The organism is Mucilaginibacter sp., from assembly GCF_041663085.1.
Taxonomy (GTDB): domain Bacteria; phylum Bacteroidota; class Bacteroidia; order Sphingobacteriales; family Sphingobacteriaceae; genus Mucilaginibacter.
Genome location: NZ_JBAZRC010000029.1, coordinates 1 through 12,645, shown reverse-complemented (window position 1 = coordinate 12,645; position 12,645 = coordinate 1). Strand labels below are relative to the sequence as shown.

Below are 12,645 nucleotides of genomic sequence, written 5' to 3'. Positions count from 1 at the left end.
CAACATGCAAAAAATGCAAACCAGCGATAACGTTAAAATAGCATACGATGAGTTTTATAAAACTCATGACGAAGCCTGGCGCATGCTTGGCGCTAAGTACAAAGCGTACCATATTATAGATGTTTGTAAAGGGCAATCGTTTAAAAAGGTGCTGGAAGTTGGTGCAGGCGATGGAAGCATTTTACAAAAACTATCCGATTATAATTTCGCACCCGAATACCACGCGGTAGAGATATCTGACAGCGGGGTTGCGCACATCCAATCGCGTAATATTAAAAACCTGGTATCGGTGCAGGAGTTTGACGGGTATAAACTACCGTTTGAAGATGACAGCTTCGATCTGATCATCCTGTCGCATGTGTTGGAGCATGTAGAGCACGAGCGCCTGCTGTTGCGTGAAATTAAGCGCGTAAGCAAGAGTTTTGTAATAGAGGTACCCATAGATTATAAAACTAACGTAGATAAACGTATAAGGCATTTCCTTGCATATGGGCATATCAATATGTATACGCCAACCTCACTCAGGTATTTATTGCAAACAGAAGGATTCGAGATCAAAAAGGATCTTACCTCGATCATAGGGCCCGAGGTTACCCGTTTTAACACCTTCATCAACCAAAAAAAGCCAAAAACTTTTATCAATAAATTTAAGATACTCGCCGCGTTTGTAGTAAAAAACACATTGGTTGAATTAAGCGATAAGTTTAAAGAGAAACTTGCTAATGCCTATACGGTATTATGTACCAAAACAGATAAGCAAGCCGATATATTCTAATTAGTAAAATAATCACTAACTCAATAAATCACTAATTGCCTACGCCCGCACCCATAGCACTATTTGTTTATAACCGGCCCTACCATACCGGCCAAACGCTCAGTTATTTGCAAAAAAATTTACTTGCAGCGCAAACCGACCTGTTTATTTTTAGCGACGGCCCTAAAACATATGCTGATAAAGCAAGTGTTGATGCCGTACGCCAATTAGCCACCCAGGTAACCGGGTTTAAAACCGTACAGGTTATTGCGCGCGACAGCAATATGGGGCTAGCGAATTCTATCATCAGCGGGGTTACACAACTGGTTAATAAGTATGGTAAGGTAATTGTATTTGAAGACGACCTGGTATCATCACCCTACACACTGCAATACTTTAATGATGCCTTAGCCCATTATGCCAATACGGAGCAAGTAATGCATATCAGTGCTTATATGTTCCCGCTGCAGGATGCCACACTACCCGAAACCTTCTTTTTTAGAGCTGCATTTAGCTGGGGCTGGGCCACCTGGGCGCGTGCCTGGAAAAATTTTGAGCCTGATATTGATGTTTTGATGGCCCGGTTTGATGCTGAGAAAATCCACCAGTTCTCTATTGAGGGTACCATGAACTTCTGGAAACAGATGCAGGATTTTAAAGCCCGTAAAAATAATTCGTGGGCTATACGCTGGTACGCATCTGTTTTTTTGAACAATGGATTAACCCTAAATCCGGCTCAATCGCTTATTCACAACATTGGGCATGATGGTACCGGGGTGCATTCAAACATCGAGGATACCTATGGCGTACAGGTAGCGCAGCAAGCAGTTAAGTATTTTCCGGATGTATTACAGGAAAATAAGCCTGCTTATAATGCTATTAAATACTTCTTAAAAAACCGTAAAGGGAACCTTTTACAGCGGGGCCTGCGCTTTGCTAAGCAGTTGACGCTGAAATATCTGCCCACTAAATAGCGTGTTATTAACATTTAAACCAAATTTTATAGCGTTGTTGAAAATTATTTATTATAAAATATTGTCTACTTAGTATATAGATATTATATTTGGTCAATTATTATATATCCTACCCAACCAATTGTTCTTTATGATATAATGAGGTCAGTAAAAACATAAAAAGAGGAAACCACTGGTTTTCTCTTTTTTGCTTTATGAAACATTGGTGCGTTCTTTGGTGTTATACCTAAAAAAAGAACTAAACCATGATAGACGAGAAAGACACCTCCCCAGCTGCCAAAGACGGCAAATACGAATTCGATATTCATTACTCGGGCCGCGAAGTACCCTGTACCGTGGTTAAAGAGCAAGACAAAATTACTGTTTGCATTGAGGATAATATAAAGGCCGAGCTTACTGTGCAGGCCGATGGCAACGTGATACAAACCGGGGGAACCGATATGCCCGAATCGGCTGTAGATTACATCAAGAAACGCATATTTGGATGATCAGTAGTTTTTAAATAAACTTTAAAGACCTGCACAAGGTGCGCTAAGATTTTAAAGCAAGCTGGCTAATATCTGTTAATGTTAAGCCGGTAAGCTAAACCATGGTGCACCTTGTGCTTTTAATTTAAGCCGTTAACCAATTTGCATTTTAATGACACCTACTTACCTTAACCAAACCCTGCGTATCCTGCTGTTGTTCGTCCTTGTTTTTGGCATTCTGTACCTGGCCTCGGCAGTGCTTATACCACTTACTTTTGGAGTGGTGCTATCTATGCTGCTTTTGCCTTTATGCCACTGGCTGCAAAGTAAAGGCATAGGTAATGGGTTTGCATCTGTTTTAAGCGTAATGGCTTTACTGGTTTTAATAGGCGGGCTTATAACCTTATTGCAATACCAGCTAAGCGATCTGGTGGAAGACCTTTCTAAAATTGAGGAACGGGTAAATACCATCGTCGGTAGCATTAAGGACTACGTTAAACAACACTTCGGTATTTCGCATCGCGAACAGCAAAAGATAATTAAAGAACAGCAGGGCAGTACCATGGGTAAAGCTGCCGGTATGGTTACTATGCTGATAGGTTCATTTGCCGGTATTTTGATAGATGCTATACTGGTGCTGGTGTATACCTTCCTGTTTATCTATTATAGGGCGCATTTCAAAAAGTTCATCCTCCGTTTATTTAAGCCCGATAGCCGTAAGCAAACCGAAGTTGTTTTGGATGATGCAGGCAAAGTAACCCAGAACTATTTAGGCGGCCTGGGCCTCATGATAGTAATGCTTTGGATAATGTATGGCATTGGTTTTACCATTGCCGGGGTAAACAATGCGCTGTTTTTTGCTGTGCTTTGTGGTATACTGGAGCTGGTACCTTTTGCGGGGAATATTACGGGCACATCCATTACGGTTTTAATGGCCCTGGCGCAAAGCGGCGATACCCGGGTGGTGATAGGTGTACTGATCACTTATGGACTGGTACAGTTAATACAAACCTACCTGCTTGAGCCATTGGTTGTGGGCGACAGGCTAAACATTAATCCGTTATTTACTATACTTATCATCGTAGTAGGCGAGGCCGTATGGGGTATACCGGGTATGGTACTGGCCGTGCCGCTGCTGGGGATGTTTAAAATAGTATGCGACCACTTTGAACCCCTGCACGATTACGCTTTTTTGATAGGGCCACCCAAAGAAAAAAAAGGCGAAGAGGGTAATTTTATTACACGAATATTTAAGAAGAGCAAATAGTTATATTCATTATAATAAGCTTTCCTATCCCAACAACAATTACTTCGCTGCCACAATACCTTTTACGTTTACAGATATGGTGCTGGCGTGTTTCATGCCCAATGTTTGGCCGGGAACGGTTGTTAAAAACAGCTTTAAATAGGTGTTCATAATAGCTGTTGATACTTTTATAAAGTTCTTTTCGGCCGCATCATCGCCCAAAAAGCCTATCAATGGTTTGTTATAATGCCAGGCGCCTGCTGAATCTATTGTTGCCTCGAACGGGTAGTAAAAATCCTGGTAAGCTTTATGGATAACTATATTATATACCGGGTTTAAATAATCATCGTCGGTACTGTATTTATTATCAAGAAGGCTGGGTTTTGCCTTTACCTTATCAACCGCAACATTCGGGTTTTTACTGATGAGTTGCACCGGTTGCCAGGCTGCGAATGCTTTTTTGAAATCGGCATTAGCTTTATTCACCATGCCACGTACAAAAGCTGTATCCTGTTTGCTGGGGCGTTGTAAAACTGAGGCATCGGTATGTAATTTGTTTTTAATAAAGTCTTCAGAATAAAGCTTCATGGTTACGCGCGATTTTTTAAGATCTACTGAATCGCCCTCGGTTTCAAGTAATGAAAAAACCAGGCTGTCCTTACTTATTACCTTCATTTTTAAAAACGCGTGGGCGATGTTAAAAACCGAATCGGTACCCAAAGCCAGCGGGAAGTTGAAAAACTTACCCTTTACCGGGCTGTACAGGGCTGCCGAATCTGCCGATACAAAACGAAGCTTCCAATCGGGCACCAGCCTAAACCCATATTCATTAAAGGTAAGCCCATTATTTTGCTTGCGCGATACCTCTATAAAGGTAATCCCTTCCACGCTTTTGAACGATATTTTTGTTTTATCCTTTTCTTTAGGGCCGCAGCCTGCAAGGGTAATCACTGCAAAAAAGGCAGTTATGAGTTTTAATGTTAAATGCTTATTCACGCCGTCAAGTTACTAATTATTGTTAAAATTTACCCCAAAACCTCCTCCAATACCTCGTGCGAACGGATATTGCCGAAGCCTTCGATATGCATGGCGTAATATTCCAATAGCTTGTTAATAAGGTAACGGCGTTCATCGTTACTTAGTTTTACCTCATCTATATTGCCAAAATTACTTTGCAGCAGGGTGTAAAAGTTTTTGGTGTGGGGAGGGGAGAGGTAACTCACACTATCGGGCTTATACTTACTAAACACGCCGTTCTTCATATCAAAAAAGTCGGCTTCGGCCATTAAACCGCCATGGGGGTAAAAGCCCAGGTATCGCGTTAGCTGAACCAAAAATAACAGGTGGAAGTTGGCAAGTCCGCGGGTTTTATGATCCAGCAGTTCAATGGCGTTAAATATAAAATCAAATATGGCTTCGTCGGGTGTTTGCTGTTTTACTGCTTTGTATAAAACTTCGTTAAGGAACATAGCTATGCAGCTTTTTATAACATCATAAGGGATGCTTTGCAGTGTGGGCGTGTTCTTTAACTCGGAGATGCGCTGCACGTTCCCGTTGCTTTTATGGTAAACCACCATATCAACCAAATGCAGGGGCTGCAGCATGTTGCGGCTTATTTTTGCCTTCGGCTTTCTTGCCCCGTTGATGATGTACGATTGCAGCCCGAATTTTTCGGTGAAGATCTGCACCACTATACTGCTCTCGCTATAGTCGGTAGTTTTGAATACAATGCCACGGGTTTTATGCAGCATGGAACAGCAGTAATAGTTTTGGTAAAAAAATGATGGCGCCTGTTATCAATGTAAATATAGCCATAACGAGTACAGCCGCCGCGCTGATGTCTTTCACATGCCCGGCCAGCTTATTATAGTCGGGCGATACCAGGTCTACAAGGGCTTCAATGCCGGTGTTAAACAATTCCATCACCAGTACAAGGGCAATGCACAGTGTTATCCAGTGCCATTCGGCAGTGCTGATGTTAAGGTAAAAGCCAAGTGCAACGGCCAGTAGCGCAGCGCTTACCTGTATCCTGAAGTTTTGCTGCGTTGTAAAGGCAAACCATAGGCCTTTAAGCGCGTAGCCAACACTCTGGATAAATTTTTTCATGCGATTTTTAGCGTTTTTTGAAATTTTGAACGAGTAACATTACAAAACTGATGCATCCCGCAAGGGCAAAACCCGCCGACCCGCCGTTCATAAAGTCCTGAATTTTGCCCGGGCTCACAAACAACTCGGCCGATGCAAATAATATAAGTGCTATGCCCAGCAATAAATAAGTACGGGCAACCTGGTTTTTCATATTGGTATTGTAATTTTAAGTAAAGCTGTAGGCCTGTTAACGTAGTACAAATATATTTTATTTATGTTAGCAACGGAGTGTTATAAGCCGCACCGTAATAAAAATGGATCTGAAACTAACTAACAAAGTGGCCATTGTGCTGGCAGCAAGCAAAGGTTTGGGCAAAGCTATCGCAATAGCATTATCTGCCGAAGGCGCGAAGGTTATTATTGGCTCGCGCGATGAGGACGCATTGATCCAAACCGCTGCAGAAGTAAAACAACTTACCGGTAACGATGTAGTGGCCCTGCCCGTTGATGTGGCAAATGCCGCGCAGGTAACCGAATTTATAAAAAAGGCCGCCAATGCATTTGGCCGGATAGATATATTACTGAATAATGCAGGCGGCCCGCCCTTTGATAAATTTGAAAATTTTGACGACGAACAATGGCAAAAAGCCTTTGATTTGAACCTGCTGAGCATGGCGCGCACAAGTCGTTTGGTATTGCCGTACCTGCAAAAAACAGGCAGCGGGCGTATCATTAATATTATAAGCGGGTCGGTAAAATCGGTGCTGGCAGGTTCGGTTTTATCAACCGCTATGCGGATGGGCGTGGTAGGTATGGCTAAACTGATGGCCGATGAATTTGGGCCTTACAATATCACCGTGAACAATGTAGCGCCGGGGCTTATCCTTACCGACCGCATTAAACACACCCTGCCAAAAGATGTTGATTATGATGAGGCTATTAAACAAAAGGCCAAAGCCATCCCCCTGGGCCGCATTGGCAAACCTGAAGAATTGGCGGCGCTGGTAACCTTCCTTGCATCAGAACAGGCAGCTTACATAAGCGGGCAAACCATACAGGTTGATGGCGGCGCTGCGCGAAATATATATTAAGGCTTTTTGTTGGCCAGTCTTTTCTTCTTCATTACGCGGAAACCGATAGCAAGCAGGCAGCCAATAACAGCGCCTATTAAAACACTGCCCCATTGCTCGTTTTCGGCCCCAACAGCAAACAGGCTAAATATCGCAAACAGGATGATAAGCACACCAGCAAATATTACCACGTAAATTTTCCAATTCATAAGGCAAATTTACAAATTACTATCTATCCACGCCACACGCTGGGTAAGCCATAGTTTTAACTGCGCAACTTCTTTTGGATAAGTACCCAGTACCACAGGGTTTGGCCAAACGTACTGGCCTAAAATATTCCATTTGGTAAAATTCTCTTTTGCAGGCAGGGTTAAATAAGCCTGGGTATCATCAATGCTTTTATACATAGCAGGGATACCATTTGCTTTTAAATACTGCCAGCGTGCTTTAACCTTAGCGGCAAAAACCGGGTCCTGAAACAGGCGGTTAAACCATGGGCCGGTACGCACCCACCAGCCGGTTGGGTTAGTGGCATCGCTGTAATCAACATTGCCTGCACCCAGGTCAAAATCCCATGCGGGGCCCATGCCCAGTTTGCCATTGCGGTCTTTATAATAATACATACTGCTAAAGTTTGCAGCGTCCTGGTTCTTAAAAAGCTCATTCACTAAAAACCAGTTGATGAACGAATCGGAGTTAATGTATTTGGCGTAGCCGTTAACAGGGTCGGCAAAGTTTGCCCCAAAAATGGCGCTCTCTGTATCCTGTATATAAGTTTTAATATAATCTATCTGGGCCGGGCTTGCATTATCCGGCGATTTTATTGTGAAAGGTATATTGGCGGTCGTACGGAACCAGTTTATTTCATCTAATCGTTGGTCAAGTTCCAATAAATACCCTCCCGTAAGTGCAGCGCCGCTATTATCACTGGCCTTCATTTCGGTAATATTTACACGGTCGGCGTTCACCTCAACCTGTTCGGTAAGCAGGTAGGTGCCTACGTATTGGCCGTTCATTACCACCTCTACAAATATGCCATGGGGCGTAAAATCGCCGTTAAGGCTTTGGGCCACGCCATCGGCAATATAATTTCGCATCAGGGTTTTATCAGAGTAGTTGGCAAGCAATACCCAGTTTTTTGCCGATGCTAATCCTAATAGTTTAGCTTTTGAATTAAATTTTAAACGGTATGGTTTTTTGGGCATGTCCCAGGTGGAATTACCACGCCCTTTTATTTGCAGGGCAATATCGTTGGTGGTTTGGTCAAACAAACCCATTGGTGTTTATATTTAAACTGCCGGTAACATAATCATCTTTAGAAACTACCGGGCCAGATGTGGTAATGTTAAATATAGGCAGGCCGGTAAAATTGTAAATACTTATTGTATAATCTTTACTTACACCTTTCGAGTCGGTTACGGTATAAACAACCGGCTTGGTGAAATCATTTGCAGTAACACCGCTAACCTGGGTAACATCGCCAATCTTTACGGTTGATGCCGCATCCTTTACTTTAAAGGTTAGCACAAAGCTATGGCCTTCAGTAGTGCCGGGGGTATAACCTTTCAGGTTGGTGCCATCGGCGGTTAACGCAACATCAGCAGTTATCTTACCCGTATTGTTTTTTGTTTCTAATTTAACCTCGGTAAATTCAGGGCCGGTAACTACCACAACAGGTGGTACAACAGGCGGAGGAGTTACATTTTTATCCTTTTTACAAGCAAACAGTAATAGTATTAAACACAGGCAGGTAAAGGTTCTTTTCATGCAGATATACAATTGGTTATGCAATATATTAAAAAAAGGTTAACACAGGGTTAACAACCTGTTGACTTACCTATTACAAAAGTATTCCACCGTTTATTTATACTTGCAGCCATAATGGATCAGGAAACTTCAACTCAAAAATACAAGGCTTTAATCAAGCTTTCTACCGGCGATTTTAAAGCATTTTTATACGACTGCGACGGCACCCTTGCCGATAATATGGGCGCCCATAAACAAAGTTACATCCGTGTAGCCGCCGATGATGGCATAGCTATAGAAGGCGATATTATTGACGAGTTTGCAGGCCTGCCTATTTTGAATGTAGTGGGCGAGATAAATAAACGCTACAACACTACTTTTGAGCCGGTTGATTTTGCCGCCCGCAAACACAAGATATTTTTTAGCGAATATATTGAGCAAACCCAGCCTATTGATTACGTGGTGAACCACCTGAAAAATCATGCAGGCAAAGTGCGTATTGGTGTGGTATCCGGCGGTAGCCGTACCTCTGTTGAAAAAACCCTGCAGGTTTTGGGTATCCTCGATCTGGTTGAAGTATTGATATGCGCAGGCGAAACCACCCATGGTAAACCATATGCCGATCCTTTTTTGGCTGCTGCCAAACAGCTTGAGGTAGACCCACGCCAGTGCCTTGTTTTTGAAGATGGCGACCCAGGTGTACAAGCCGCCGAAGCGGCCGGCATGCAATGGGTACGGATAGATAAAGTATAATGTTGTAAGTTTATACCTTACAATCACCTGCTTTGCGATACATTTTTCATTTAGGATATTTAGGCACCAACTACAGCGGATGGCAAAAGCACCCCGATGGCTTAAGTGTGCAGCAGGTTTTGGAAGAGGCCCTGAGCCAGATCTTTAAAACGCCGATGTACATTACCGGGTGCGGCCGTACCGATGCACAGGTACATGCCAGTCAGTTCTTTTTCCATATGGATGTGGAGCGCGAATGGGATTACGATCTGCTTTTCCGCCTGAATAAATTGCTGCCTGATGATATTGCCGTGTTTGATATCATTCCGATGGAAGGCCAGCCACATGCCCGCTTTGATGCCGTTGAGCGCAGCTACGATTACTTTATACATACTTATAAAGACCCTTTTTTAAGCGGCTTCAGTGCGCTGTATGCTGTTAAAAACTGGGATATAGACCGGATGCAGCGAGCCGCCAACCTGCTTTTAAAATACAACGACTATCACGCCTTCTGCAAAATGCCCGATAGGAACGACCACACTATTTGTAATATCACCTCGGCGCAGGTTTATATCAATGCTAAGGGCGACAGGCTGCGCTTCAGCATCTCGGCCAATCGTTTTTTGGGTAGGATGGTACGTATTATTACCGGCAAACTGATTGATATTGGCACCGGTACATTAAGCGTGGATGAGTTTGAACATTACCTCATCCATCCGCAGGAAACGCAATTAATTAAACCGGCTTACCCGCAAGGATTGTATCTCAGCAAGATCAAATACCCATACCTGGATATCCCATCCCGCAGCGACTTTGTGCCGCTGTTGGCGGATGGATTGGGTAATCATCGTAAATTTATCACCGCTTAGTATCGCCTCCCAAACGCCTTAAAACGTCCTGAAACGGCCTTGCTATCCCAAAGTGTTCACGTTCACTGCCGTGAACGCTCGTGAACGCCTGTATCTGACTTATAACCAGCGATTTGTATTTTATATATATTGTATTTTGCTTATAATCAGTGTTTTGTATTTAAATGTTTTGTCGTCAACTTATAAATTGCGGCGAGAAGCTGCTGAATAGTTGTCATCGACTGGAGCCGGGCAACTGCGTGAACACTTTTTATTGAAATTATAACAGTTTGTCATCCTGAGCGATAGCGAAGGATCTATTAGCGAACTGTGCATATCGAAATAGCGTGTCGGCGAATAGATGCTTCACTATGTTCAGCATAACAGGAGAGAAATGGCTTTTATTTACTCATCATTTTATCCCTGATCGCCTTAAATTCCGAACCTTTTTTCCAGCCGGGGAAGGTGGTTTCGTTACTTAGTTTAACGCCAAGCTGGTACATCAGGTTAGCGGTTTGAGCCATGCCTTTGGTATCCATGGCGTCGCTGTACTGGTCTGATGGCTGGTGGTAACGCTGCTCGTTGTATTCTTTGGCTTGTTGCTTACCAAACTCTTCGCCGCGCTGGATGCTTTTTGAGCCGTTATGCAGGTCTAATGCAGGCACGCCTACTTTGGCAAAGTTAAAATGGTCAGAGCGGTAGTAGCTGCCCGAACCCGGGGTTTCATCGCCTACAACATCCCAGCCCTTTGGTTTGGTTAGGGCTATCACGTAATCGTCCAGATCGTTCTGGCCCTTGCCGGTGATAGAGAAGTTGCTGGTTTCGCCAAAGTCAGATAAGGCATCCAAATTAAGGTTGGCAACCGTTTTATTAAGCGGGTAAACCGGGTGGGTAGCGTAATATTCTGAGCCTAAAAGTCCCTGTTCCTCAGCAGTAACTGCCAGGAAAACTATACTGCGTTTTGGCTTATCCTTTTGCACCGCAAACTTTTTAGCAACGGCCAGTACCGCGGCCACACCGCTGGCGTTATCAATCGCGCCGTTGTAAATGCTATCGCCTTTGGCATCAGGTTTACCTATCCCGAAGTGGTCCCAATGTGCCGTGTATAAAATAGTTTCATCAGGCCTTTCGGTACCCTTTAAAATAGCAATTACATTATGCGATTTGGAGTATTTAAGCGAGTTTTTTATGTTTAATGATACCGTGCTGTTCAATGGTACGGCCTTAAAATCTTTTTTGCGGGCATACTCGCGGATATCGCCGTTGATGCCTGCGGCTGATAATAATTTGGAGGCGGCTTCTTCGCTCATCCAGCCCTCTACCTTGCAGCGGTTCATATGTTTATCGGCCTGTTGCAGGTACAGTTTAGCGCCGGTAAAACTGTTTTGGATCACCTGCCAGCCGTAGCTTGCCGGCTCGGTTTGGTGCACAATGATCACACCCGCGGCACCCTGACGGGCGGCTTCCTCGTATTTATAGGTCCAGCGGCCATAATAGCTCATGGTATCGCCTTTAAAAAGTTTTTCTTTGGCTTTAAAGCCCGGGTCGTTCACTAAAACTATCACCGTTTTGCCTTTTACATCGAGGCCTTTATAGTCGTTCCAGCCAAACTCGGGTGCAACCACACCAAAACCGGCAAAAACCAGCGGCGAGTTCTTCAAACTTAAAGTATCCACTTCGCGGCGGGTAGCAGCCACAAAATCAATTCCCGGTTTTAGCACCGCACTGCCTGCGCCACTAATTTGCAGGGGCTGTGCTGTAGAGGTGATCTCCACCATCGGCACTTCCTGGTAGTAGCTGCCATTATTGCCCGGCTCAAGGCCAAGGTGTTTAAACTTATCGGCTATGTAGGCAATGGTTTTATCCTCGCCTTTTGTAAACGGTTTGCGACCAAGCAGGCTATCATTAGCCAAAACGGCAATGTGCTGTTTTATATCAGCCGCCATGCCCGTATCGGCAGATGTATCGGCGGCTTGTTTTTTATCGTTACCGGCACATCCGGCTAAAAGGGCGGAGAGTGCTAAAAGGCTGATGAAGTTTAATTTCATGATCGGTGTGTTTTGTAAATCAAATATATAAAGGTTTTTTTCTAACCACAGAGTACACAGAGATTGTAATGATTATTATACACAGAGAATGCAGAGGTGTTTTGATGTGATGATCTTTTAAACCCCACGCCGTCGCCCGGCTCCAGCCGGGTGACTATTATTACACGGCGTCCCGCCGCAGTTGGTGGTGTGATTGTTTCGGCCGGAGGCCTGATAATAAATATCACTCGGCTGGAGCCGAGCGATTGCGGGATAGCATGTTTATTATCCACAGAGCGCACAAAGATTTTGTAACATCGGGTCTTTGTGTCCTCTGTGATTCCCTCTCTGCGCCCTCTGTGGTTAAAATCTCAAATATCCTATGTTAACTTAACAAAATCTCTCCGTCATAATTAGCCAATTAACTATCATTTAATAATAAAATTCCGTATTTTTGCAACCTTTAAAATTCGACGCGAACACATTGATGTACAAGGAATATAAGCAGTTAAATCTATCTCAAACAGGTAAAGACGTGCTGGATTTCTGGAAACAGAACGGCATATTCGAAAAAAGTATCAGCAGCAGGCCGGCAAGCAAGCCGTACACCTTTTATGAAGGCCCGCCCAGCGCTAATGGTATGCCCGGTATTCACCACGTTATGGGGCGTAGCATTAAGGATATTTTTTGCCG

Annotated in this window: 16 protein-coding genes; 8 read left to right on the top strand and 8 right to left on the bottom strand. The window is 43.8% G+C overall.

Annotated features, from left to right (window positions below; genetic code table 11):
* The first annotated feature begins 4 nt into the window (after positions 1–4).
* From WC615_RS08300 to WC615_RS08285, 4 genes are all read left to right on the top strand, one after another.
* On the top strand, positions 5–775 hold the full coding sequence (locus WC615_RS08300; protein WP_372977640.1) for a class I SAM-dependent methyltransferase: 771 nt from the start codon (positions 5–7) through the stop codon (positions 773–775).
* 107 nt (positions 776–882) lie between these two features.
* Complete coding sequence (locus tag WC615_RS08295; RefSeq protein ID WP_372977639.1) at positions 883–1,728, top strand: sugar transferase; 846 nt, start codon at positions 883–885, stop codon at positions 1,726–1,728.
* A gap of 245 nt (positions 1,729–1,973) precedes the next feature.
* The gene (locus tag WC615_RS08290; RefSeq protein ID WP_372977638.1) at positions 1,974–2,216 is read left to right on the top strand and encodes a hypothetical protein; all 243 of its coding nucleotides are present in this window, start codon (positions 1,974–1,976) and stop codon (positions 2,214–2,216) included.
* A gap of 151 nt (positions 2,217–2,367) precedes the next feature.
* Positions 2,368–3,462 (top strand): AI-2E family transporter, encoded by a 1,095-nt coding sequence (locus tag WC615_RS08285; RefSeq protein WP_372977637.1) that lies wholly within the window; start codon positions 2,368–2,370, stop codon positions 3,460–3,462.
* Positions 3,463–3,501: 39 nt separating this feature from the next.
* On the opposite strand, the gene WC615_RS08280 is transcribed toward WC615_RS08285, so the two are convergent.
* From WC615_RS08280 to WC615_RS08265, 4 genes are read right to left on the bottom strand one after another with little or no spacing between them, the layout of a single operon-like run.
* Positions 3,502–4,437 (bottom strand): hypothetical protein, encoded by a 936-nt coding sequence (locus WC615_RS08280; RefSeq protein WP_372977636.1) that lies wholly within the window; start codon positions 4,435–4,437, stop codon positions 3,502–3,504.
* 29 nt (positions 4,438–4,466) lie between these two features.
* Complete coding sequence (gene recO / locus WC615_RS08275) at positions 4,467–5,192, bottom strand: DNA repair protein RecO (RefSeq protein WP_372977635.1); 726 nt, start codon at positions 5,190–5,192, stop codon at positions 4,467–4,469.
* On the bottom strand, positions 5,182–5,547 hold the full coding sequence (locus tag WC615_RS08270) for a diacylglycerol kinase family protein (RefSeq protein ID WP_372977634.1): 366 nt from the start codon (positions 5,545–5,547) through the stop codon (positions 5,182–5,184). The genes recO and WC615_RS08270 overlap by 11 nt, the downstream gene beginning before the upstream one ends.
* Before the next feature lie 7 nt (positions 5,548–5,554).
* A complete protein-coding gene (locus WC615_RS08265) occupies positions 5,555–5,740 on the bottom strand; it encodes a hypothetical protein (RefSeq protein WP_372977633.1) in 186 nt (61 codons plus the stop codon).
* A 103-nt stretch (positions 5,741–5,843) separates the two neighbouring features.
* On the opposite strand from WC615_RS08265, the gene WC615_RS08260 reads away from it, so the two are divergent.
* Positions 5,844–6,620 (top strand): SDR family oxidoreductase, encoded by a 777-nt coding sequence (locus WC615_RS08260; protein ID WP_372977632.1) that lies wholly within the window; start codon positions 5,844–5,846, stop codon positions 6,618–6,620.
* Here the strand turns inward: WC615_RS08260 and WC615_RS08255 are convergent.
* The 3 genes from WC615_RS08255 to WC615_RS08245 are packed head-to-tail and all read right to left on the bottom strand — an operon-like array spanning position 6,617 to position 8,366.
* Positions 6,617–6,808: a hypothetical protein gene (locus WC615_RS08255; RefSeq protein WP_191177083.1), complete on the bottom strand. Its 192-nt coding sequence runs from the start codon at positions 6,806–6,808 to the stop codon at positions 6,617–6,619. The two genes, WC615_RS08260 and WC615_RS08255, sit on opposite strands and share 4 nt — an antisense overlap.
* A gap of 9 nt (positions 6,809–6,817) precedes the next feature.
* On the bottom strand, positions 6,818–7,876 hold the full coding sequence (locus WC615_RS08250) for a CotH kinase family protein (protein ID WP_372977631.1): 1,059 nt from the start codon (positions 7,874–7,876) through the stop codon (positions 6,818–6,820).
* On the bottom strand, positions 7,863–8,366 hold the full coding sequence (locus WC615_RS08245; protein WP_372977630.1) for a hypothetical protein: 504 nt from the start codon (positions 8,364–8,366) through the stop codon (positions 7,863–7,865). Before WC615_RS08245 ends, WC615_RS08250 begins: the two co-directional genes overlap by 14 nt.
* A gap of 114 nt (positions 8,367–8,480) precedes the next feature.
* Between WC615_RS08245 and WC615_RS08240 the strand changes: the two genes are divergently transcribed.
* Together WC615_RS08240 and truA are read left to right on the top strand one after the other, a co-directional pair.
* Positions 8,481–9,098, top strand: a complete 618-nt coding sequence (locus tag WC615_RS08240) for an HAD family hydrolase (protein WP_372977629.1) — start codon at positions 8,481–8,483, stop codon at positions 9,096–9,098.
* Positions 9,099–9,130: 32 nt separating this feature from the next.
* Positions 9,131–9,946 (top strand): tRNA pseudouridine(38-40) synthase TruA, encoded by an 816-nt coding sequence (truA, locus tag WC615_RS08235; RefSeq protein ID WP_372977628.1) that lies wholly within the window; start codon positions 9,131–9,133, stop codon positions 9,944–9,946.
* A gap of 380 nt (positions 9,947–10,326) precedes the next feature.
* On the opposite strand, the gene WC615_RS08230 is transcribed toward truA, so the two are convergent.
* A complete protein-coding gene (locus WC615_RS08230; RefSeq protein ID WP_372977627.1) occupies positions 10,327–11,973 on the bottom strand; it encodes a M28 family metallopeptidase in 1,647 nt (548 codons plus the stop codon).
* A 466-nt stretch (positions 11,974–12,439) separates the two neighbouring features.
* Between WC615_RS08230 and WC615_RS08225 the strand changes: the two genes are divergently transcribed.
* A partial coding sequence (locus tag WC615_RS08225; RefSeq protein ID WP_372977659.1) for a class I tRNA ligase family protein occupies positions 12,440–12,645 on the top strand: 206 nt, incomplete at its 3' end.